The organism is Pseudomonas trutticola BRTCR10 (genome assembly GCF_056155105.1).
Map to the genome: position 1 here is coordinate 2,547,271 of NZ_CM149552.1, position 23,385 is coordinate 2,570,655.

Annotated in this window: 18 protein-coding genes; 8 read left to right on the plus strand and 10 right to left on the minus strand. The window is 60.9% G+C overall.

The window, feature by feature from the left end; translation table 11 throughout:
* Position 1: 1 nt before the first annotated feature.
* From tssG to tssB, 6 genes are all read right to left on the minus strand, one after another.
* Positions 2–1,027 carry a type VI secretion system baseplate subunit TssG gene (gene tssG, locus ACVVH8_RS11430; protein ID WP_213028284.1) on the minus strand — a complete coding sequence of 342 codons (1,026 nt, stop codon included), beginning with the start codon at positions 1,025–1,027 and terminating at the stop codon, positions 2–4.
* A complete protein-coding gene (tssF, locus tag ACVVH8_RS11435) occupies positions 991–2,784 on the minus strand; it encodes a type VI secretion system baseplate subunit TssF (RefSeq protein WP_475230162.1) in 1,794 nt (597 codons plus the stop codon). The genes tssG and tssF overlap by 37 nt, the downstream gene beginning before the upstream one ends.
* Positions 2,768–3,211, minus strand: coding sequence for a type VI secretion system baseplate subunit TssE (tssE, locus tag ACVVH8_RS11440; RefSeq protein WP_213028286.1), 444 nt, complete (start codon positions 3,209–3,211; stop codon positions 2,768–2,770). Before tssE ends, tssF begins: the two co-directional genes overlap by 17 nt.
* A 15-nt stretch (positions 3,212–3,226) precedes the next feature.
* Complete coding sequence (locus tag ACVVH8_RS11445; RefSeq protein ID WP_103303333.1) at positions 3,227–3,721, minus strand: Hcp family type VI secretion system effector; 495 nt, start codon at positions 3,719–3,721, stop codon at positions 3,227–3,229.
* Between the two features lie 233 nt (positions 3,722–3,954).
* Positions 3,955–5,439, minus strand: a complete 1,485-nt coding sequence (gene tssC, locus ACVVH8_RS11450; RefSeq protein WP_103303334.1) for a type VI secretion system contractile sheath large subunit — start codon at positions 5,437–5,439, stop codon at positions 3,955–3,957.
* Positions 5,440–5,469: 30 nt separating this feature from the next.
* Positions 5,470–6,012: a type VI secretion system contractile sheath small subunit gene (tssB, locus tag ACVVH8_RS11455; RefSeq protein ID WP_064117633.1), complete on the minus strand. Its 543-nt coding sequence runs from the start codon at positions 6,010–6,012 to the stop codon at positions 5,470–5,472.
* A gap of 227 nt (positions 6,013–6,239) precedes the next feature.
* On the opposite strand from tssB, the gene ACVVH8_RS11460 reads away from it, so the two are divergent.
* Genes ACVVH8_RS11460 through tssA form a run of 5 tightly spaced genes read left to right on the plus strand, consistent with a single transcriptional unit; the run spans position 6,240 to position 13,747 of the window.
* Complete coding sequence (locus ACVVH8_RS11460) at positions 6,240–6,686, plus strand: type VI secretion protein (RefSeq protein WP_475230165.1); 447 nt, start codon at positions 6,240–6,242, stop codon at positions 6,684–6,686.
* A 46-nt stretch (positions 6,687–6,732) separates the two neighbouring features.
* A complete protein-coding gene (gene tssK / locus ACVVH8_RS11465) occupies positions 6,733–8,064 on the plus strand; it encodes a type VI secretion system baseplate subunit TssK (RefSeq protein WP_213028287.1) in 1,332 nt (443 codons plus the stop codon).
* 18 nt (positions 8,065–8,082) lie between these two features.
* The gene (locus tag ACVVH8_RS11470) at positions 8,083–8,847 is read left to right on the plus strand and encodes a DotU/TssL family secretion system protein (RefSeq protein WP_475230168.1); all 765 of its coding nucleotides are present in this window, start codon (positions 8,083–8,085) and stop codon (positions 8,845–8,847) included.
* On the plus strand, positions 8,844–12,668 hold the full coding sequence (locus ACVVH8_RS11475; protein WP_475230171.1) for a type VI secretion system protein: 3,825 nt from the start codon (positions 8,844–8,846) through the stop codon (positions 12,666–12,668). Before ACVVH8_RS11470 ends, ACVVH8_RS11475 begins: the two co-directional genes overlap by 4 nt.
* Positions 12,665–13,747 (plus strand): type VI secretion system protein TssA, encoded by a 1,083-nt coding sequence (gene tssA / locus ACVVH8_RS11480; RefSeq protein ID WP_475230174.1) that lies wholly within the window; start codon positions 12,665–12,667, stop codon positions 13,745–13,747. The genes ACVVH8_RS11475 and tssA overlap by 4 nt, the downstream gene beginning before the upstream one ends.
* Here tssA and ACVVH8_RS11485 read toward each other — a convergent pair.
* The 3 genes from ACVVH8_RS11485 to ACVVH8_RS11495 form a co-directional block, all read right to left on the minus strand.
* Positions 13,744–14,712 carry a 2-hydroxyacid dehydrogenase gene (locus ACVVH8_RS11485; protein WP_213028290.1) on the minus strand — a complete coding sequence of 323 codons (969 nt, stop codon included), beginning with the start codon at positions 14,710–14,712 and terminating at the stop codon, positions 13,744–13,746. The genes tssA and ACVVH8_RS11485 overlap by 4 nt on opposite strands.
* A 140-nt stretch (positions 14,713–14,852) precedes the next feature.
* Positions 14,853–15,377 carry a cysteine hydrolase family protein gene (locus ACVVH8_RS11490; protein ID WP_475230177.1) on the minus strand — a complete coding sequence of 175 codons (525 nt, stop codon included), beginning with the start codon at positions 15,375–15,377 and terminating at the stop codon, positions 14,853–14,855.
* Positions 15,378–15,584: 207 nt separating this feature from the next.
* Positions 15,585–15,968, minus strand: a complete 384-nt coding sequence (locus ACVVH8_RS11495; RefSeq protein WP_103303342.1) for a tautomerase family protein — start codon at positions 15,966–15,968, stop codon at positions 15,585–15,587.
* 532 nt (positions 15,969–16,500) lie between these two features.
* Between ACVVH8_RS11495 and ACVVH8_RS11500 the strand changes: the two genes are divergently transcribed.
* The 3 genes from ACVVH8_RS11500 to ACVVH8_RS11510 all read left to right on the plus strand — a co-directional run bounded on the left by ACVVH8_RS11500 (position 16,501) and on the right by ACVVH8_RS11510 (position 20,241).
* Positions 16,501–16,695, plus strand: coding sequence for a hypothetical protein (locus tag ACVVH8_RS11500; protein WP_401299810.1), 195 nt, complete (start codon positions 16,501–16,503; stop codon positions 16,693–16,695).
* Positions 16,696–17,233: 538 nt separating this feature from the next.
* Positions 17,234–18,514 (plus strand): serine/threonine transporter, encoded by a 1,281-nt coding sequence (locus tag ACVVH8_RS11505; RefSeq protein ID WP_475230179.1) that lies wholly within the window; start codon positions 17,234–17,236, stop codon positions 18,512–18,514.
* A gap of 80 nt (positions 18,515–18,594) precedes the next feature.
* Positions 18,595–20,241: a SulP family inorganic anion transporter gene (locus ACVVH8_RS11510; protein WP_475230181.1), complete on the plus strand. Its 1,647-nt coding sequence runs from the start codon at positions 18,595–18,597 to the stop codon at positions 20,239–20,241.
* A gap of 189 nt (positions 20,242–20,430) precedes the next feature.
* Here ACVVH8_RS11510 and acnB read toward each other — a convergent pair whose 3' ends face one another.
* Positions 20,431–23,040 (minus strand): bifunctional aconitate hydratase 2/2-methylisocitrate dehydratase, encoded by a 2,610-nt coding sequence (gene acnB, locus ACVVH8_RS11515; protein WP_123532122.1) that lies wholly within the window; start codon positions 23,038–23,040, stop codon positions 20,431–20,433.
* Positions 23,041–23,385: the final 345 nt, after the last annotated feature.

Sequence of the window (23,385 nt, forward strand, 5' to 3'; positions counted from 1 at the left end):
TTCAGGTGATCTCCAGCTGACGAAGACGGGTTTCGATGCGTTGCACAGCGAGGCTGGCCTGACGTTGCAGGCCGCCATTCCAGCTCAGCAGGGCGGGGGCCTGACGGCCGAGTTTCATGGGCCCGGCACCGCGCACCAGCAGCACCAGTTTGACGTCCAGATCCGGACCGAAATACAGCGCTGCAAGGCTCGCCAGTGCCGGGTGCGCTTCGCCGTCCGGCAGAAAACGTCCGGCCTGCGTCGAGGACAGTGGCCCGAGTGTCAGGCGAATACCCGCGTGTTCATCCCAGACGCGCTTGCCGGCAACGGCCGTGCGTCCGAGTTGCAGATTGCGCCCACCGGCCTTCATCAGGCTGCGGCTGGCCAAGGGAATCTCGCGCCAGGCACCTTCGTAAGCACTGAGTTCGACCGGCACTTCAAACTGCTCACGCACAATCGCTGCGAACCCGGCCAGCGAGCGGCGGCCATCGGCAAACAGCGCCGTACACGCGAGCACCGCGCAGTCAGGAATCGCCTGGCGTTCCTGCAAGGATTTGGGCAACAACCCGGTTAGCGCGCGCAGTTGCGCCTGCACCGGCGAGGCGCCCGGCGTGACAAAACCCAAGGCGATACGGTGCTTGCGCATCACCTTGTAAAGCAGGCTGAGCAGTCGATGCTGGAACAGATCGAGGAACTCGGCCGGCGCATGATCCTTCGCTCGCGCGCGCTGTTGCAGCCATTCCTGATAGGCGTAGGGCAGCGGGCCGTCGGGACCGCCCAGACCGAAGATCGGCGTGTCGAGGGTCAGTGGTTCGCCCGGCGCTTCCTGCAGATTCTCAATCTGGCTGGTCGCAAACACAGGCGTCAGCGGCCCGCGCAGTTTCAACGCTTCCGCTTGTGGCGAGGTGCCGCTGCCGAGGGATTCGGCTTGCGGTTGTTCGCGCTCCAGCAACAGCAACGCCTGCAACAACTCGAACGCCTGCGGATCGCGGCGCAGACGCTGGCTCAGGGTCAGAGCGACAGGGGCATGCCGGCTTGCGGTTGCCATGCCTTGACCTCCTTGTCGGCCTGCATCAATACCGTGCGCACAAAGCGATTGGCCGTGGCGTACACCGAAAAGAACTGCGCCAGCACCGCCGAAAACAGCACCGCGCTGCTGCCGACAAAGTGCTGCGGATCAAGCTGCAGTTGCACCTCCAACCCATTGCGCCAACCGCGCCAGGCATCGACGCCGACATGGCCGATTACCCGTTCGCAACTGATCCTCAGCAAGCCGTCTATCTGGCGTAAAGCGCTGGCTTCATCGCGCAGGTTGTGCAGATGCAGAATCTCTTTCAGTGCATCGAGCGCCTGCGGACCTTCGACCAGCGACAGATGATTGAGGGTCAGTTGCGACACCAGCCTCCAGCGCGAATCACCGTCCAGGCGCGGCAAACTTTGTGGGCTCGGTGGATTGCGCAGACGTGCCCAAGCCACCGGGCCGGGACGCTCAAACCCTAGCGGCGTACCGGCGGGCAGACTTTGCGCCAGGTGACGATTGGTGCACAGCAACTCAGCAGTCAGGCTGTAATCGGGCAGATCGGTCTGTGGCTCGAAACGGGTGTCGACCACGCTCACCAACAGATCGCTGCCGAGCCGGTTCGGGGTCATACCGCTGACCCGTCGGGCATGCCAGTAACGCTGTTGATCACCGCCGCTGTGCTGGCTGCCGTAATAGGCCGGCAGCCGTTGCACGCCGGCGCCGGAACTTGCGCGTACGCCGCGAATGCTGTGAATCTCGACGCTGTTTTCGCGGTGGCTGTCGGCGATCAATCGGTACTCGCTGCGGGTGCCGTCAGGGCGCAGCGGTTCGGACGTACGCGGGAACAGATTGATGACGGGCGCGCAGCCGAGAACGATATCGCTAGCCTGCAAATGCAGGCGACTGCTCGGCGCGCGATCAAAAACGATGTACAGATACAACGTCTGACTGTCGCTGGCTGCACCGCCCAGCGGCAGATCGAAGAAGTGGAATTTCTCAGGGCATGCGAAGTATTCGGCGAGCAGGCGCATGCCGGGATGTACACCGTCTTCGTCGGGCAACAGGACCTCGTCTTCGGCAAAACCGACGATGTCAGGCAGTCCCTTCAGTGCCGTGGGAACGCTGCCCGGCGATCCGGCCAGCACCTGCACCGTATGCGCACCGAGCAGGTCATACAGGCTGGCGTTGATCACCGGCGAGGCCGCGAGATGAATGCGCAATCGGTCGATGCCCAGCTCCGACCATTGAGTGTCGCCGAGGCAACGCAAACTCAGGCGCAATGCCGAACGCGCCTGCGCGACAGCGGTCAGTGCCTGTGCTTCATCGCTGCCAAGCAACAGGGCTTCGGTCACTTCGATCGGCCACAAACGTACGGCGGCACTGGTGCGAAAGTGGATGCTTTCGCCTTTGCTGGTGGTGACAAACAACGGAGTGTCGCGGGGCAGGGGATAGCCGCCGTCGAGCTTGCCTTTGCTCGGGTCCGGCTCGAACTGGACGATGGCGCACGACGGCAACGGGCGCATGGCCAAGGGATAAAGCTGTTCGAGCAGCGCATCGCTGAACTCGGCGTAGTCGTCATCCAGGCGCCGTTGCAGACGCGCGGCCAGCAGCGCAAAACCTTCCAGCAAACGTTCGACATGCGGGTCGGGACATTCGCCGGGTGACAGTTCCAGGCGTCTGGCGACTTTCGGATAACGCTCGGCGAACTGACTCCCGGCATGCCTGAGCCACGTCAGCTCACGTTGGTAGTAATCGAGCAGTTGCGGGTCAATCGAGTCGCTCATGACGTACCTCCAGCCCTTCGCCGCCGGGTTCGATGACGAACGCCACTGGCCAACGCTGCAAGCCGCTGCGCAGTTCGCCCAGCAAGCGAATGCTCAACCGTTGCGGGTGGTCGGGCAGGGGATTGACCTCAACCTCGCCTAACAACAGGCGAGGTTCGAAATGGGTGATTGCTTCGCGGATGTCTCGCGCCAGTCGCCGGCGGTCATCGCTGCGCTGCTGTTGCAGGGCGCTCCAGTCGGCGATGCCGTAATCGATCACGCTGGGTGGTGTGGTGAAGGTGCGCGAGCCACGGCGGGTGTTGAACAGGCGCGCCAACTCGGCAAGCACCGAGTCGAGCAGATCCTGCTGGTCGAACGCCTGCACGGCATCGTCCTCGCTCCAGGCAAGGCGTTCGAACAGTGGCGGGAGAATCCCGGTGCCGGCCATGGCTTATGCGCCCGGTCAGCCGGCCTTGTTCGCCGCCAGGTCCCACACGGTGCCCGCCGTGCCTTCCTTGGTGCCGTCGTCCTTTTGCGCGGTGAGTTCCCATTTGATCTTGGTGAAGTTCAGCGACAGGGTTTCCACCGGTTTGCCGCCCGTACCGCCGCTGACGCTGACGTTGGACAGCACCACGTTGTTGAGGGTGTAGATGATGAAGGGCATCAGTTGCCCGCTGCCTTCAGCGGCGTTGCGGCCGATGGTGATTTTGGCTTCAGGGATCGGTTTGCCCGCGCAGCAATAGCTGTTAAGCGTGGGGGTGGAGCTGTCGACAAATTTGGTCAGGGTGAATTCGCCGATATGCGGTTTGCCGGAAGTGCGCTCCGAGTTGCTGACGTCGTTGGTCACCTGCATCGCGACGTTGTGGCTGTAGGACATGACTTCGATCTTGTCCGTATAACCCTCGAGCAGGCTGTCGCCTTTGATGTCGCCGCCGAGGTCGAGAATGATTGCATCCATCGCTTGAAACTCCTGAAGAAAATCACATTAGGCAAATTGGCCTGAGCACTAATCACTGAGCAGTGAACCTGTGGCGAGGGGATTTATCCCCGATGGGTTGCGAAGCAGCCCCAAAAAATCAAGGGCCGCTGCGCGCCCCATCGGGGATAAATCCCCTCACCACAGGTGTTTCAATGGTCTGGAGAGACTGGCTCCCCCACCACAGGGAGGCATTCACTCAAATATTGCTGCGATCAGGCCGCAACCGGTGGCGGCAACGTCGCCACCAGACGAATCGACGCCGTCAACTCCTCAAGCTGAAAGTGCGGCCGCAGAAACACCGTCGCCCGATACGCACCAGGCTTGCCGGCCACTTCAGTGACATCCACCCGCGCTTCCCGCAACGGGTACTGCGCCTTGATTTCCTGTGGGGCGTTGTCGTTGATCAGCACGTAGTCGGCGATCCAGTTGTTGAGGTAGGTCTGCACGTTGTCGCGGGTCATGAAACTGCCGACCTTGTCGCGCATGATCACCTTCAGGTAATGGGCGAAACGCGAGGCCGCGAGCACGTACGGCAACATCGCCGAGATCCGTGCGTTGGCATTGGCCTCGTTGGTGTTGTAGACCTTGGCCTTGTTGGTGCTCTGGCCGCCGAAGAACACCGCCACGTCGCTGTTTTTCTTGTGGCACAGGGCGATGAAGCCGAGGTCGTTGAGTTCCTTCTCGCGGCGGTCGGTGATCGCCACTTCGGTCGGGCATTTCAGCGACAGGTCGCCGGAGCTGGTGCGGAACGTGTGCGCCGGCAAACCTTCGACCGCGCCGCCGCCTTCAGCGCCGCGAATCGCCGCGCACCAGCCATATTTGGCAAAGGCTTCGGTGATGCGTTGCGACAAGGCCCACGCGGCGTTGCCCCACAGGTATTTACTGTGGTCGGTGCCGTTGACGTCTTCGACATAGTTGATGCCTTCCACCGGCGCAGTGTCAGGGCCATAAGGCAGGCGCAGAAGGAAGTGCGGCAGCACCAAAGACACATAGCGCGAATCTTCGCTTTCGCGGAACGAGCGCCACTTGATCAGCTCCTGGCTCTCGAAGACTTTCGACAGATCACGCGGTACCGCCAGCTCGGTGAAGCTGGTCATGTCGAACAGGCGAGGGCTGGCGGCGGCAATGAACGGCGCGTGCGCTGCGGCGGCTACGTTCGACAGTTTCTCCAGCAGGCCGATGTCCTGCGGATGCCGGCCGAAGGTGTAGTCGCCGACCAGCAAGCTGAACGGGTGGCCACCGAAGGTGCCGTATTCCTCTTCGTAGATTTTCTTGAACAGCGCGCTCTGGTCGAATTCGACGGCTTTTTCCAGGTCGTTCTGCAGCTCTTTCTGGGTGACGTTGAGCAGGCGCAGTTTCAGCCGGGTACTGGTTTCGGTGTTCTGCACCAGCATGTGCAGGCCGCGCCACGAGGCTTCGAGTTTTTGCAGGTCGGGGTGATGCAACACCTCGTTGAGCTGGGCGCTGATCAGTTCGTCGATCTGGCTGATGCGGTCGTTGATCATCGCCACGGTGTCCTTGTCGATGGCCATGCCTTCGTCAAGAACCTGAGTGGCGAACTCCGCGAGCATGTCGCGGGCGTAATCCTGCTGACTGTCATCGTGGGCCATGCGGCCCTCGGCGATGATCCGGTCGAGCAGGGATAAAGTTTCGGCTGCAGCATTTTCGCTGGCTTGATTCTGGGCGGCGGCGGGCATGGTGAGTTCTCCCCTCGATTAAGTGGACGATCAGGCTTGCGGTTCGGCCGGCGCCTCGGCATCAGCTGCCGGGGTAGCGGTGTCCGGGCGGGCCGATTTGATTTCCTGCAGGCCTTCGGTGTTGGCGATGACATCGCGCAACAGCTTGTCCAGGTCATCGTTGCCGTCGAGCTTGGTCAGCAGATCGCGCAGACGCTGGCGGGCCTCGAACAAACGGCGCAGCGGCGTGACTTGCTCCACTACCTTGACCGGGTCGAAGTCGTCGATGTGTTTGAAGTTGAGTTCGATATTGAGCTTGCTGTCGTCGCCGCTGAGGGTGTTGTTGACTTGCAGCGTGGCGCGCGGGCCGATCGAGGCGAGTACCTCGTTGAAGTTGTCGCGGTCGATTTCGGTGAAACGTCGTTCAGTCAGTTTTGCCAATGGCTCGAGCGGTTTACCGGAGAGGTCGGCGAGGATCCCGACCACCAGCGGCAATTCCTTTTTCTCGATGGCGTTGCCGATTTCGACGTCGTAGGTGATTTGCACTCGGGGCGGACGCACCCGGTCGAGCTTGTGTTGAGTACTTTCTGCCATGACGGCGGACTCCGATGCGATGAGCGGGCGCAATGCATCGGGGTGGCCCGTTCATCGCTTTCCCTTGCTGGACCGTAGGTTAGAAAGGGAGGCAGATGACCTGTCGTTCCTTTGACAAACCTTCCTCATTCGGCTGTAGGAACCGAACTACCCAAGACGCTAGAACAGGTCTATAAAAATGCAAGGAAAAACATTCTTGGACAGATTCGGGAAAAGGAAAATTCATTTTGTGTAGACGACTTTTTCTAACGTGGGTGTTGGCACTGCTGGCGGGCTGTTCTTTCTTCGGGCCGAAAGTCGACCTCGACAGCCTGACCCTCGACGTCGCGCCCAAGGCCAATGACGACACACCGATTGCCGTGGATTTCATTGCGGTCAATGACCCCGATCTGCTCAAGCAACTGTCCGGCATCAGCGCCAGTCAGTGGTTTGCCGAGCGCGAGCAGTACCAGCGCGACTATCGTCAGTTGATGAGTGTGTGGGGACTGGAGCTGGTGCCGGGGCAATTCATCGACCGCCAACCCTTCCCACTGGGGGGCAAGAAGGCCGCTGGACTTTTAGTCTTCGCCAGCTATAACACTCCCGGAGCGCACCGATTGCGCCTCGATGATCAGAGTGAGGCCTGGCTCAAATTCGACAGTCGTGAAATGAGTCTGGTCAGCCAGAAAAACTGAAACACACCGCTCGCCGCCGGCTGGCGGCAGGGTCGAAAGGAGTCGTATGAGTCTGCTACCTGACGCGGTTTGCTGGCACGAAGGCATGCAATTGCTGCCGCAGCACTTTCAGTTGCAAGGGCTGCGGGCCGAAGCGCTCGGTGCGCACCTGGCGCAAGCGTGTAATCCATGGTTCTGGGGCGTCAGCCACATGGAGTTCGACCCGTCGGCGCTGAGCGCCGGCGTGGTGCGGGTGTTGTCGCTGCAAGGGACGATGCCCGACGGTTTGCCGGTGGATTTGCAGGCGGGTGTCGGGCCGACGCTGGAACTGGATGTCAGTGCCGCAATCAACGCCACCGACGATGCCACTGTCACCGTGTATCTGGCGATCAGCCCGATGTGGCGTGCCGGGCAATTGCTGCCGCTCAAGGGCCGCTTGCAGTCGGTGGTCGGCGAGGCGTTGCCGGATCTCACCAGCGGTGAATTCCCCGAATCGATCACCGTGTGGCGACCCAATCCACGCCTGTGTACGCAACTGAACAAAGCCGATTCAATCTGTCTGCCGCTGCTGAAAATCCGCAAGGAGGGCGGCGGCTTTCTGCCGTTGGCATACACGCCGCCAACGCCGGTCCTGTTGCCGGAATCTGTGCTCGGACGCCGGATCGCCGGGCTCTGTGCACGGGCGCGGGAAAAATGCCTGTTTCTCGGTGGCCGTTTGCGGCAGGCGCAACAGGCTGGCAACCAGGACGATGCCTTGGAAATCCGCCGCCAGTTGACCGCGTTGTGGGCGCGGCTGCCGGAAGTCGAAGGCACGCTGAACAGTCGCATCGCGCACCCGCAAACCTTGTATGTGCATTTGCTTGGCCTCGCCGGCGCGTGGTCGGCACTCGACCCACTGGCCGGCGTACCGGCGTTCGCACCACTGGATTTTCTTGAGCTGCAGCGCGGCTATGACGCCGTGCTGCAATGGCTGGAAACCACCCTCGAACTGATCCGCGCCGGCTATCGCAGCCTGCCGTTCGAACGCGGTGAGCAGAGCTTTTCCATTCAATTGCCGGACGAGCAACCGAGCCAGCGTCTGGTCGTCGGTCTGCGCATGCCCAATGGTGCCAGCGAGCAAGCGGCGATCGACTGGTTGCGCGGCGCGATCATCGCCTCGGCGCCGCACATTGCGTTGCTCAGCCGCCAGCGCATGAGCGGCCTGGCCCATCAGGCCATGAGCCGCAGCGAGCAGGTGGCCTATAGCGTCGGCGAAGACACGCGACTGTTTGTGATCACGGCCGAGGGCGCCTGGTTCGACGCGCAACTGCCGCTGATGATCGCCGCCCCCGCTGCAAAGCTGACCAGCAGTCCGTGGCAAGTGGTGCTGTTTGTCGCGCAGAACAGTGAAAGTGCCTGATCACACAAGGAACGCCGTATGTCGCAAGGAAGTGCCGCAAGCCTGGGGTTGCAAGACGCACCGTTGAGCAGCGCGTTCCGCCAGACATGGCAGCAATGGCAACAGGACTGGGTGCAATTGCCCAAGGACAGCGAAGACGAAGCGGCGCTGGTCGAGACCGTGGTCGAGTTGTCCACTCAGGCTTCGCAACGCTTGTGGCGCACCGCGTATTCGCGGGTCGGCGACTCGGCGACCGAGCAGGTCAAGGCACTGGTATATGCCTTCGTCGCCCTGGTCGACGAAACCCTGTTGTTTACGCCATGGCCGGGGCAGGCGGCATGGCAGGACAAACCTCTGGAGTCGCGTCTGTATTCCAGCCGGCAGGCCGGCGAGCAAGTGCCAGCGGCGATTCAAACCCTGCTCGATGAACAGAAACCGACCGCCCGCGATCTCGCCAACGTGTATTTGCAGTGCCTGATTCTCGGTTTCCACGGGCGTCTGCGCGGCGAGCACAGTCAGGCGCAACTGGAGAAATGGCGGTTGGCGCTGTTCAACTTTGCCTGGCAGGACGAGGCCTCTTATGAAGGCGTCAGCCAGCGACTGGTGCAGCCCTCGCTGGTCACACCGTTGCAGTTGCCGGTCCGTACAGCGCTGCCGGACGGTTTTCGTCTGGCGTTGGGGATTCTGGCGATGGTGCTGGTGTTGACCGGGCTCGGTCAGTTTCTCTGGCGTGACATTCGTTCTGAGTTGGAACCGGTATTGCAAATGACCGATTCGGTGACGCCCGCGGAGCAAGACTCATGAGCACCCTGACGATTGTCGCGTGGGTCGTCGCGTTGCTGTTGTTGCTGGTCATCATCGCCGTGGCAGTGTGGTGGCTGCGCACCCAGAGCGGCGCGGCGATCCGCAGTTTTTATGCCTCGGTGCGGCACATGGAGCAGGAGCAGGGCAGTCGCGACCGCTATCAGATGCCGTGGCTATTGATGCTCGGCGACGAAACCCAGGGCACGCAACTGGTCAGCGAATGGCGTTTGCAGCCGACCGACAAACCGGCGTGGTTCGGCCGCTGGTGGTCGGACCCCGAAGGCGCGGTGCTGGTGGTGCCGCAGGCGTTGTTCCTGCCGGACGACGGCATGCATTTGCAGCGCGGCGGCTGGTGGCGGCTGCTCGGTCTGATCTTGCGTTTGCGCAGTAAACGGCCGCTGGACGGGGTGATCTGGACAGTGCCGGTGAGTCGCCTGAGCAATCTCGAACAAGCCGCCAGCCTCGGTCTGGCGGCGCGCCGGCGCTTTATCGATTTGCTGCAACGCTTCGGTTTGAGCGTGCCGGTGTACGTGATCATCACCGGCCTGGAAGAGTTGCCGGGGTTTCAGGAACTGATCAGTGCCTTACCCGACGAGGCCCGCGAACGCACTTTGGGCTGGTCGTCGCCCTACGCGCGTGACGCCGTGTGGCAAGGGCAGTGGAGCGATCAGGCGCTGGATCGAATCCACCGCGCCGTGGCCGAAGCGGTGATCGAGGTCGGCACCTTGTCCGGCCATTTGAGCGCGGATCTGTATGCGCTGCCGGAGCGTCTGGAAACCCTGCGCCGTGGTTTGCAGAGCGTGCTGGAGCCGGTGTTTCAGGGTAATGCACAGGGCGAAGCGCCGTGTTTTCGCGGCGTGTATTTCACTGCCAGTCAGGCGTCGAAAGATGCCAGGGATGGTTTTTCCGCCGACGACAGCGGCTTGCAACAAAGCGTGTTCGTGCGCCAGTTGTGGCGCCAGCGGCTGGTCGGCGAGCGCGGTCTGGCCCAAGGTGTGCCGCGCCTGCTGCGTTTGCGTCAGCGCTGGCAGCGGATCACCGCTGGGGTCGCACTGGTAGTGGGCGTGGTCTGGGCGGTGGCGATGCTGTGGGTGTGGGATCAGTCGGTCAAGGATGCCCATGAACTGGCGCGGCTGATGCAGAGTGCGCAGAAGAGCTACGTGGCGGTCACCGATGACGCGCATCGGGTCGAGCCGACTCGGCGCAATGTGCAGAGTTTCTGGCGGGTGCTGGAGCGCGCCCCGCACTGGCACTACATTTCGCTGGCGTTTCCGACCTCATGGTTTTCCTCGGTGGACGTGAAAATCGAACAGGCACTCTTCAAGTCTGCTCAGCGCCAGATGGTCCAGCCGTTGCACCAATTGCTGGTCGCCGAGCTTACGAAAATCAAGGCGATCCGCAGTACCGATCGGCGCACCAGTGTGGAAAGTGAGGACCCGGCGCAATGGCAGAATTATCAAAAGGCTACGGATCTGGTAGATCGGGCGTTGCGTCTGGAACAGCAGAATCAATTGTTTGCCGAGGTGCAGAACAGTCAGCGGGCGCCGCTGGACGATCTCGTGCAACTGAGCAATAGCGCGCTGGCACTGAATCTCAATGCGGCGACCGTGCCGCATTCCGCGTACTACAACCGTTTGCTGGCGGCGGGGGATGGCGGTGATGTGCAGGCGCTGGATCTGAGCGTCGAGCGCCCGTTGGTCACCAGTAACTTCAACGGGCTGATGCAGCGCTGGCTTGATCAGTATTTTCTTGCCGAGAACTTCGTCAGCAAGGCCGGCTACCTCAAATTGCATCTGGAACGACTCGAGGCTGGCAGCGGCAACAGCCTCAATGAGCTGGAAGACTTGCGTGCGTTGATCGATGATCTGCAAGCGGCGGTTGCCCTGACCAACTCGACGTGGAGTCGCGGCAAAGGCCAGGAACTGGTGCCGGGTTATCGTGAGTTTCTCGACAAGGTGCGCAAAAGCACCTTGCTCGGTCCAGCCGTGGAGCAGCAACTCGATCAGCAGGCTGGCAAGTTGCAGCAGAGTTTTCGTGATCAATGGGTCGCCCAGGTCGGTTCACGCGGCAATCTGTTGATCCAGCAAGGCAGCGGGCAACTGGCGCTGCAGGAACATGTGGTCAAGCTCAACAACGCCGTGCAGGCGCTGTTCAAGCGCGACTTTGTGTCAGTGGCGATGCGCGCCAATCAAGACAACGTCAATCTGCAAGGCCAGACCGTGGATGGCGATGACCTCAATACCTCCCTCAATTACTACGCCAGCTACAAGAGTTACGTTGCCGAAGAATTGCCACGTATTCCGCCGGCCTATCGCGAGGCGTTGCTGCAAACCGCCGAAGGGGCTGCCGCTCAGGCGATGTGGCTGAGCCTGAAAGATCACAACGATCAGACTCACTCTTATGCGGTGTTCAATGTGCAGGCCGAGCAGGCCATGGCCTTGCAAAAGGCCTTTGTCGAGGTGCATCGCAATGATCTGGCTGCGCGCCTGCAAAGTGCGTTGAACCGTCGGGCGATGGCGCAGATTGTCAGTGGCCTCGATGAAATCACCGCGCAACCGCTGTTCGCGGGGCGTACTGAAATCAGCCAGTGGGACGGCTCGAAAAACCTCGGCCTGCAACTGTACGGTGCCACTGATGTGCAGGACTTGAAGCTGAGCCTCAAGCAGCAGTTCAACACCATGCTCGGTATCACCGAGCGACGCCAGTCGGCGTTGCAGTGGCTGATGACCCAACAAGGCAATCTGTCGGCGCTGGATTACGAGCGCGTGACGCAGTTCAGCGCGCTCAATGACGAACTGCTCAAGTACAAGGATGCCAACCCGGCCAGTTCGCCGGCACAGATCGAGCAACTGGTCAGCCGCGATTTCATCGACATGGACACCGCGTCCTGCGTGCAGGTCTTGCAAACCGCCAATCTGGCGGGCGGGCGCGGAACGCTGGCGATGCGCGCGGTGGAACTGCAGCAGTCGGCGATGCAGCGCTGCCAGTTCCTGCAACAGCAGCAGGCGGCAGCGGCGTGGAATGAGCTGGCCAACTATTTCAATCAATACCTGGCCGATCGTTTTCCGTTTGCCAACGGCGTGCAGGCGCAAGATGCCGACCCGGCGCGGGTTCAGCATTTCCTCGAAATCATCGATAAACGACTGCCTGTGGCGCAAGCCGGACTGGTGCTCAGCCAGACCCCGGAACGCTTGGCGGCGGAAGATTTTCTCAACCGCTTGAAGCAGGCCAGCACCTGGCTGACGCCGCTGTTCGTGCGCGACAAGAGCGGCATCCTCGGTATCGAACTGGACGTGCGCTGGCGCACCGATCGTGACGATGAGAAGGGCGCCGATCAGGTGATCGCCTGGGGCTTGCTCGCCGGCAGCCAGCAGATCAACTATCCGGTCCCGGCCGAGCAACCGAACCTGCGCTGGATGGTCGGTCAGCCGATACGCCTGACCCTGCGTTGGGCGCGTAACGGCAAGGAGCGCCCGGTCAACGATCCGTTGCAACCGAACCTGGTGGTGCGTGATCTGGAGGCCGGTTGGGAGTACGGCGGGCCGTGGTCGCTGTTGCGCCTGATGCGCGCGCATTTCTCGGTACAGCGCCAGCCGAGCATGGACTACACCGAGTTTCCGCTGACCTTGCGTTTGCCCGTGACGGCGTCCAGCGACAGCGTCACCAGTGACTTCACGCGAATGTTCGTGCGCCTGTCGCTGATGAGCCAGGGCTCGAAATTGCCGCTGTCGATTGCCCCGTTGCCGACCCGGGCGCCGCGTTCGCCGTTTCAGGTGACTGGCACCACGGCTGCGCTTGAAGCCCAAAAGGAGAAGCTGTGAGCCTGCCATCGACCACGTTGCCGGATCTGATTGATCAGTTGCTCGCGCCGATCAGTGCGGACGCGCCCTGTGGCGTCGATCTGCGTTACGAACGCGAGTTCGACCAGTTGCGTGACCTGCGCCGCGAGGACGACGCCAGCCTGCCGACCGGGGTCTGGCAGTCGACACTCAAGCGGGCGAACTGGCCGGACGTCGAGAAAATCACCACCCTGTTATTGCTGGAACGCAGCAAGGACCTGATGCTCAGCGCCTGGCTCGGCGAGGCGTGGCTGCATCTGCAAGCACTGGACGGCTTGCCCGGCAGCCTGGCGCTGATCGCCGGTTTGTGTGAGCGTTTTCCCGAGCAACTGCATCCGCAGGCAGAAGACGGCGACCAGTCGTGGCGGGTGATTCCGCTGGAATGGCTGGTGCGTCGCTACAGTGAAGTGCTGCTCACTCGAGTGTCATTGTTTGGCAGTCGTAACGTCGATTTCGAGACCTATACCCTTGAGGTCTGGCGGCGTTTGCAGATTCAGCAAGTGCAGGCCAACGACAGCAAGAATGCCAAGACCTCGGCGGAAACCGCGCGCAACGAACAGAAGAAACTCAACGAGCAGATCCGCGCCACGCCGCTGGCATTCTGGCTGCGCACTCAGGGCAATCTGCTGCTGAGCCTGCAACACCTGCAACGGCTCGATAGCTGGAGCGATGCCTATCTGGGCGATCAGGCCCCGGGGCTGCACCCTTTGCAGGACACCATTGAAGCGCTGCTGACCCTGGTTCAGGAGTTTATCGCCATGCACCCACAACAACCGGCGCCGCCACCGCCGTTGGTCGAAGCGCCCGTGGTGGTCGCGCAATCAGACGAATCCGCGCCGCTCGCGCAGGCCTTTCGTGAGCCGGCCAGTCGCGAAGAGGCATACCGGCAATTGCTGCTGATCGCCGAATACCTCGCGCGCACCGAACCTCACAGTCCGGTGCCCTATCTGATCCGGCGCGGGGTCGAGTGGGGCAATAAACCGCTGAGCGAATTGCTCGGCGAGTTGATCAGCGCCGACGCTGAATCGCGGCGCCTGTGGACGTTGCTAGGGGTGCTTTAGTGCACGCGCTGGTTGTTGACCCTCGGCGGCAATTGAATCGGCGTGAGCACCGGTTGCCCGGAAAAGAACGCCACGAGATTTTTTCCCACCAGTTCCACGGTGCCTTGGGTGGCTTCCGGTGACAGGCCGGCGACGTGGGGCGTGAGCAGCACGTTGGCCAAGGTTTTTAGCGCGTCCGGCACTTGCGGCTCATGATCGAAGACATCCAGCGCCGCGCCGGCAATGCGCCGTTGTTCGAGTGCGGTGATCAAGTCCGCCGTGGCGATCACACTGGCCCGGGCGATATTGACGATGAACCCTTTCGGACCCAGCGCATCGAGCACTGCACGCGTCACCAGATGCTGCGTGCCGATCCCGCCCGGCGTGGCGACGATGAGAAAGTCCGACGCCCGCGCCAGTTCGGTCGGCGTCGAGCAGAACGCGTAAGGCACCTCACTGCGCACCTGACGGCTGTGATAGCTGATGTCCATGTCGAAGCCGAGGTTTGCGCGCTTGGCAATCGCCAGGCCCACCGCACCGAGGCCGAGAATACCCAGGCGCTTGCCGGCGAGTGACGGACGCATGATTTTCGGCCATTCGCCACGGCGCACGGCGGCGTCACAGCGCGGGATATCACGCACCAGTGCGAGCAGCATGGCCATCGCATGGTCAGCCACCGACGAGGCGTTGACCCCGGCGCCGTTGGTCACGGTGATCCCGCGATCACTGGCGGCTTGCAGATCGACCTGCTCGTAACCGGCACCGATCACCGTAATGATTTTCAGCGCGGGCAGGGCGGCGATTTCGTCGGAGGTCAGGCCCAGCGGGCCCCGGGTCAGCACCGCGTCGATGCGCGGGCCGTGGGTGGCGATGGCTTGCGCACGTTCGGCAGGCGTGGGGGCGAGGATCAGATGAAAGCCCTGATGCTCGAGAATCGGCAAGTAATCATTGATGGTTTCAACCAGTACCAGAACGGTTGCGGGCATTGCGCGGCTCCTTTGATCGTCGGCGGTTCGGTCGCGAAAGTCGTTGCAGAGTGCTGATTCCAGAGCGGTTTGGCAATGGCCGAGCGCTGCCCCGTTCCAGCCAGTGTAGGAGCTGAAACGGGGAGCGCGCGGGCGCTTCGTCAGAAGGTCACGTCGGCGCTGTTGATCAACCGGGCGAACGCGCCGCCGAGGGTTGCGTTGTGGTGGTCAATGATGGCTTTGGCGGGCAACGCCGGAGTGTCCATGCAGGTGTGGGCGTCAGCCACCAGCAGCGGTTTGAAGCCCAGATCGGCAGCGGCGCGGCAGGTGCTGTCGATGCAGAACTGAGTCTTCATGCCAACGAGGTACAGATCTTTGATGTCTCCATTGCTGAGCTGCTGCGCAAGGTCAGTGTCGTGGAAGGCGTTGGGTCGGGACTTGTCGAACAGGTGATCGACTTCTGCGTCCAGTTCAAGCGTTGGCAACAATTGCCAGAAGGGGCTGCCCGCAGCAATCGGCGAGCCTTCGGGGCCGGTGTGTCGTACGGCGAAGACGGGCACGTGGTGTTGGCGCGCCTTTGCAATCAACTGCCGGATGTTGGCGAGAATGCGTTCGCCGTCGTGGGGTTTTTCCGGGCCGTGGAGCAGACCGACCTGCATATCGATGATCAACAGTGCTGCAGACATGTGTTTCTCCTTGAGTGACAAAAGCAGCCGCACGGACGGGAGAAACAACAAGGCCCCGTCCATTGCTGGCGGGGCCCTGGGTATGCTGCGCTGGTTTTACCCCAGGCACAAACACCACGACCCGCCGGTGGCGGTCGTGGTGGTGCGGGTGAGGTGCAGCGCGCGAAGGTTCATGGGGCTGATCATGCTGGCGGCGTCCACGGGCTGTCAACTGGCGTATTGGGCGATGCCGTTGCCAAACGACCAGTTCTCCTTTTTCACTTCCACCAGATTGATGAACACGTCTTCGAGGCGAACGCCCAGTTGCGTGTTCAGGCTTTGTGCGATGGTCTGGTACAGGGCTTTTTTCTGCTCCAGCGTTCGACCTTCGTTGAGGGTGATCTGGATGATCACCAGTTGGTCGCTGCGCTGGATGCCCAGATATTGCGGGTCGAAGATGAAATGTTCGCCGTCGTGTTCGTTGAGGATCTGGAAGTTATCGTGCTCCGGCACATTGATTGTGCTGCGCATGGCAGCGTAGATCTGCTCGCCGACGCGCTTGGCGAAGGTGGGATCGGTGCGTTTTTTGAGTTCGACGCGAACGAGCGGCATGAATGGAAACTCCGGGGAGGCAGAGGATTCATTCACGCTAGACCATTTGGGCCGGATTGGAAGACTCGGGTGTTCGATCGGACGCCTTCGCTGGCAAGCCAGCTCCCACAGGTCACGCGCTGCTCAAACTATCGTGACCAGATTCCAAATTCCTGTGGCAGCGGGCTTGCCAGCGATGGGGCAGGCAGCCTTCACACAGCACACTTGCTTGCCTGCAATCTGTCAGAAGACTCGTTGATTTTGTGACGGATAAAAGCGAAACGGCGCTGGTGATTGCACAGCACGTGGGGCTGGCGGAGCTGGCGGTGAATCAGTGCTCGACAAATGGGGGCCGACGGAATAAGCCTGGCTTGCGCCGGGGCGATTAGCCCTCCGCAATCTCTATGGCGATGTTGTATGAGTCGGCCTACCTGACTCCCGGATATTGCCTACAAAACCGCCGGATTCATCCGCTATCTGGCACGGGATGAATAGGAAATCATGAGGGTACAAAGTAGCCCCGGCAGCCACTGCCAACAGCCAAGGAAGGCGCATGCTTCAGAACGATCGGGAAAATCTGGAACTCGAAAGACTGCAAAATGAATCACGGAAACTGATTGTCGAACGACGCAAACTCATTGCCGAAGAACGCAAATTGGGGCGGGAGGGACTTTGGTATCCAGTTGCGGCAGGCACTGGGGTATTAACCGCGCTTGCGGCTGTATTAGGCCTTTTGGCCAAGTTTTGAGTAACAGACGCAGCACTCATCGTATTTGTCGTCACGCATCCCACATTGTTCAACCACGGTTCACATGGCAAGTAGCTCTCGTGCCCCCCGGAAAGGAAATAATCATGACCCTAGAAGAACGCGTAGCCAGAATTGAGCGACTGTATCGGGAAGACGCCGAACTTGCCGACGAAATACAAGGCCTCTCCCCAGCCGAAATTCGGTCGGATTTGTTCAGGTTCAGTCTCGGTTTTTTGTTTGGCTTGGCGTGCCTCACAATCGGATTGATAGTCATGCGTTCTTTCTAACGAGGTTTTATCCGCCGTCGGCGCTGGAAGTTGTCAAAAAACGACACCGCACATGCCTTGCGCCGACAGCCATTTTCCCAAAAACGACACCCCACTGATCTGCTCCGCACAACCATTCCTCAGCTAAGTCTTTGCTTCTGCTCATTTATCGCGGAGAATCGCGCCCCTGTTTCGGCCGGAGCATGTCTGTCGGTTTTTTCCGACGCGTCCTGACCGAGTGGCAAGTGACCGGAATGCGGAGATCCGACCGGATGAATGATCAGGCCAAAAGCGTCGACCAACGCTTTGATGCAGCAGCACCCGCTGAACTTTCGAGCTGGAATCGCCAGGACACCACCTGGATGTTGGGACTGTTCGGGACGGCCATCGGCGCCGGTACCCTGTTTTTGCCGATCAATGCAGGGCTGGGTGGCTTCTGGCCGCTGGTGGTCCTTGCGCTGCTGGCCTTCCCGATGACGTTCTACGCGCACCGTGGCCTGACCCGTTTTGTGCTCTCCGGTCGCGAAGGCGCTGACATCACCGACGTGGTCGAGGAGCATTTCGGCATCAAGGCCGGTGCGCTGATCACCTTGCTGTACTTCTTCGCGATCTTCCCGATCCTGCTGATCTACAGCGTCGGCCTGACCAACACGGTCGCCAGTTTCCTCGAACATCAATTGCATATCATGCCGCCACCGCGCATCTGGCTGTCGTTGGTGCTGATCCTCGGCCTGCTGGCCGTGGTGCGTTGCGGCGAGCAGGCGATCGTCAAGGCGATGAGCCTGATGGTGTACCCGTTCATCGTTGCGCTGTTGTTCCTCGCCGTGTACCTGATTCCGCACTGGAACGGCGGCATCCTCGCCACCGCTTCGCAAGTGCCGGCGCCATCGGCGTTGCTGCACACGATGTGGCTGGCGATTCCGGTGATGGTGTTCTCGTTCAACCACTCGCCGATCATCTCGGCGTTTGCGGTGGATCAGAAGCGTCGTTACGGCGTTAACGCCGACCAGCGCAGCTCGCAGATCCTCTGCCGTGCCCACCTGTTGATGGTGGTGATGGTGCTGTTCTTCGTCTTCAGTTGCGTGCTGACCCTGTCGCCGGAACAACTGGCTGAAGCCAAGGCGCAGAACCTGTCGATCCTGTCGTACCTGGCCAACCACTTCAACAATCCGACTATTGAGTTCGCGGCGCCGTTGATTGCGTTCGTGGCGATCTCCAAGTCGTTCCTCGGTCACTACATCGGTGCCAGCGAAGGTCTGAAGGGCTTGATCATCAAAAGTGGCAAGCGTCCGGGCGCAAAGGCTCTGGATCGCATTGTGGCGGCGTTCATGCTGGTGATCTGCTGGATCGTCGCAACCTGGAACCCGAGCATTCTTGGCATGATCGAGGCCGTTGGTGGTCCGGTGATCGCGGCGATCCTGTTCCTGATGCCGATGTACGCGATTCGTAAAGTGCCAGCGATGGCGCGCTATCGCGGCAAGGCGTCGAACGTGTTCGTGACCGCAGTAGGTCTGGTGGCAATTTCGGCGGTGATTTATTCGCTGACGGCGTAAGCCAAAGCCTCGAAGACTCAGCTACAGTGGCCGCTGTGCGTGATGCGCACAGCGGTTTTTTTTCGTCTGGAGACAGTGGATTGTCGAGCGCCCCACAACCTGTTGAATCACCCAATCGCTGGCGGGATGTACTCGCCGGTCTGTCGATTGCCGGGCTGTTGCTGCCCGAAGCCGTAGCCTACTCGACCATCGCCGCGCTGGCGCCGCAGGCCGGGGTGATCGCTCTGTTTGCCGGGTTGCTCTGTTACGGGCTGTTCGGTACCAGTCGTTTTGCCATTGTTTCGGCGACGTCATCCTCCGCGGCCGTACTGGCGGCGGCCACGGCAACGCTGGCCAATGGTGATCCGCAATTGCGCGCGACGCTGGCGGTCGGTCTGGTATTGGTCACGGGCGCGCTGTTTGTGCTGGCCGGGATCTTTCGTCTGGGCAGCGTCACGGCGTTCATTGCCAAACCGGTGTTGCGCGGGTTTGCCTTCGGCCTGGCGCTGACGATCATTCTCAAGCAGGTCGCCAGTGTGGTCGGCGTGCACCTGACCGACGCCAATCTGGTGCGCTTCGCCCCGCAATTACTTGAACAGTTGCCGCAATGGAACTGGCCGGCGGCGGCAGTGGCGGCAGTGGCGTTGATTCTGTTGGCGGCGTTTTCGCGGTTGCCACGATTGCCCGGTGGTTTGCTGGTAGTGGTGATCGGCATCGCCGCCGGCCAATGGCTGAGCTTGCCGGCGTACGGTGTGAAGATGATCGGCATGATCGACCTCAGCCTGGAAGTCCCCAACCTGCCGGTGCTGCCGTTCGCCGACTGGCTGCGGTTGGGGGAGGTGGGCTTTGCGCTGGTGATGATTCTGTACGCGGAGTCTTACGGCTCGATCAGTTCGTACGCGCTCAAACATGGTGACCGCGTGACGTCCAATCGCGATTTGCTGGCGCTGGGCGCGTCAAACCTGGTGTCCGGGTTGTTCCATGGCATGCCGGCGGGGGCGGGTTATTCGGCGACGTCGGCAAATGAAGCGGCGGGCGCCACTTCACGTTGGGCCGGCGGGGTGGCGGCGTTGGTGGTGCTGATCATCGTGCTGACCGTGTTGCCGTGGATCGCTTTGACCCCTGAACCGGTTTTGGCGGCGATTGTCATGCACGCGTTGGGGCGCGGTTTGAGTCTGCAGCCATTGGGGCGTTACTTCGTCTGGCGTCGCGACCGTGTGCTGGTGTTGTGCGCAGTGGCGGCGGTGCTGGTGCTCGGTGTACTCGACGGTTTGCTGGTGGCGGTGGCGATCAGTGTCTTGCTGATGCTCAAGCAAATGTCGTCGGCGGATATTCAGGTGCTGGGGCGAATTGATGGCGGGCATGACTTTGTCGATCAACAGCGCCATCCGACGGCAACCAGCGAGCCGGGGGTGTTGATCGTCCGGCCGGGCGAGGCGTTGTTCTTCGCCAATGTCGAGCGGATCCTCGGCGCGGCGTTACGCTTGACTCGGCATTCGGATGCGCCTGTGCACACAGTGATTTTGAGTCTGGAGGAAACTCCGGATCTGGATGGCACCAGCATCGAGGCGATGCAGGAATTCTTTTTGCGGGTGCGTCAGGAAGGCAAACGGCTGATTCTGGCGCGACTCAAGCATGGGGCGTTGGTGGTGCTGGAGGCGTTGCCCGAAGTGCAGGCCAACGGCGTGATCCTCAGTGGCTTGAGCGTTGATGGCGCTGTGCAGAAAGCCCTCAAGCTCAACACTTGAACAGGTTGAATGGGCTGGCCCCATCGCTGGCAAGCCAGCTCCCACAGGGATTGGGGTGAACCTCAGCACAGCTCACCTGTGGGAGCTGGCTTGCCAGCGATGAGGCCGGGACAGGCACTGACTATGCAGCAGGCATAAAAAAACGCCGCTCATCTCACGATGGGCGGCGTTTTTCATTGCGTTGCAGCGTTAGGCTTGAACGACCGGGATGTTGGCGTTCGCAGCAGCTTCACGGAACTCGGCGATCTGGTCGAAGGACAGGTAGCGGTAGATATCGGCCGCCATGCTGTCGATCTTGCCAGCGTATTCCATGTACTCCTCGACGGTCGGCAGGCGACCCAGGATCGAAGCAACGGACGCCAGCTCGGCCGAAGCCAGGTAGACGTTCGCGCCGTCGCCCAGACGGTTCGGGAAGTTACGGGTCGAAGTGGAGACCACGGTGCTGTTCGGCTCAACGCGTGCCTGGTTACCCATGCACAGCGAGCAGCCTGGCATTTCCATGCGTGCGCCAGCCTTGCCGTAGATGCCGTAGTAGCCTTCTTCGGTCAGTTGGTGAGCGTCCATCTTGGTCGGCGGCGACAGCCACAGACGGGTTGGCAGCTGACCCTTGACCTGATCCAGCAGTTTACCGGCAGCGCGGAAGTGACCGATGTTGGTCATGCACGAACCGATGAACACTTCGTCGATCTTCTCGCCAGCAACGCTGGACAGCAGACGGGCGTCGTCCGGATCGTTCGGCGCGCACAGTACAGGCTCGCTGATGTCGGCCAGATCGATTTCGATGACTTCGGCGTATTCGGCGTCGGCATCGGCTTCCATCAGTTCCGGGTTGGCAACCCAGGCTTCCATCGCTTGAGCACGACGTTCCAGGGTACGCGCATCGCCGTAACCTTCACCGATCATCCAGCGCAGCAGGGTGATGTTGGAGTTCAGGTACTCGGTGATCGATTCTTTCGACAGCTTGATGGTGCAACCGGCAGCCGAACGTTCGGCCGAGGCGTCGGACAGTTCGAACGCCTGTTCCAGGGTCAGACCTTCCAGACCTTCGATTTCCAGGATGCGGCCGGAGAAGGCGTTTTTCTTGCCTTTCTTCTCTACGGTCAGCAGACCGTTCTGGATAGCGAAGTACGGAATGGCATGAACCAGGTCACGCAGGGTGATGCCAGGTTTCATTTTGCCTTTGAAGCGCACCAGGATCGATTCCGGCATGTCCAGCGGCATAACACCGGTGGCGGCAGCGAACGCGACCAGACCGGAACCGGCCGGGAACGAGATGCCCATCGGGAAACGGGTGTGCGAGTCACCACCGGTACCGACGGTATCTGGCAGCAGCATGCGGTTCAGCCACGAGTGGATGATGCCGTCGCCCGGACGCAGGGAAACACCGCCGCGGGTCATGATGAAGTCAGGCAGGGTGTGGTGGGTGGTCACGTCGATCGGCTTTGGATAGGCCGCGGTGTGGCAGAACGACTGCATCACCAGATCAGCGGAGAAGCCCAGGCACGCCAGGTCTTTCAGTTCGTCACGGGTCATTGGACCGGTGGTGTCCTGAGAACCTACGGTGGTCATCTTCGGTTCGCAGTAGGTGCCAGGACGAACGCCCTGGCCTTCTGCCAGACCGCAAGCCTTACCGACCATTTTCTGCGCCAGGGTGAAACCCTTGGTGCTTTCAGCCGGAGCTTCAGGCTTCTTGAACAGATCGAATGCGGGCAGACCCAGTTCGGCGCGAGCCTTCTCGGTCAGGCCACGGCCGATGATCAGCGGGATACGGCCGCCGGCACGGACTTCGTCCAACAGCACAGGGGTCTTCATTTCGAAGGTGGTGATGACTTCGTCGGTACCGTGCTTGCAGACTTTGCCAGCGTGCGGGTACAGGTCGATTACATCGCCCATGTTCATGTTGGTAACGTCGAACTCGATTGGCAGTGCGCCGGCATCTTCCATGGTGTTGTAGAAGATCGGAGCGATTTTGCTGCCGAAGCAGAAACCGCCAGCGCGCTTGTTCGGCACGTAAGGAATGTCGTCGCCGAAGAACCACAGTACCGAGTTGGTCGCGGATTTACGCGAGGAACCGGTACCGACGACGTCACCAACGTAGGCGATCGGGAAGCCCTGACCGCGCATTTCTTCGATCTGCTTCATCGGGCCGGTCTTGCCTTGCTCGTCCGGAACGATTCCGTCACGGGCCATTTTCAGCATGGCCAGGGCGTGCAGCGGGATGTCAGGACGCGACCAGGCATCCGGAGCAGGGGACAGGTCGTCGGTGTTGGTTTCGCCGGTGACCTTGAACACGCGCAGGCTGATTTTGTCTTCCAGCACTGGACGCTTCTTGAACCACTCGCCGTCAGCCCAGGATTGCAGTACGGCTTTAGCGTGAACGTTGCCGTTCTTGGCTTTTTCAGCGACGTCGTGGAAGGCGTCGAACATCAGCAGGGTGTGCTTGAGTTCTTCGGCGGCCACTGGCGCCAGTTCGGCGTCGTCCAGCAGTTCGACCAGGGTCACGATGTTGTAGCCGCCCTGCATGGTGCCGAGCAGTTCTACAGCGCGCTTTTTGTCCAGCAGAGGGGAGGAAACTTCGCCTTTGGCCAGAGCCGACAGGAAACCGGCTTTGACGTAAGCGGCTTCGTCCACTCCTGGTGGTACGCGATTGGTGATCAGGTCAACGAGGAAAGCTTCTTCGCCAGCCGGAGGATTCTTCAGCAGCTCGACCAGGCCTGCAGTTTGTTCGGCGTTAAGCGGCTGGGGAACGATACCCAGTGCTGCGCGCTCTTCGATATGTTTGCGGTAGGCTTCAAGCACAGTTATTACCCTCATCAGTGGTCCCAAATGGCTGTCCGGGACGCTCGTCGCGAAATGCTCGTACTCATGCGCTGCACGGCGTTGTGGGCCGTTTAGCCAGAATTACCGAACATTCCTTACAGAAGCTGCTTTCAAAGTTTTACGCCTGCAGAACGGGGAGCTGATGAGGGTTGGCGTTGGGCTTTTCCCCGCTGGAAAAACCCCTCGCCAACACCGCTCTGAAGGAACGACTGTGCTCGTGACGCTTTGAAAACAGCTTCTAACGGACATTGGCGCCTTAAAAGGCTGGCTGATTCTACGGCAAAAAAAATTTAAAGGTAAGTCGCGCTCTATTGGACTTTGGTG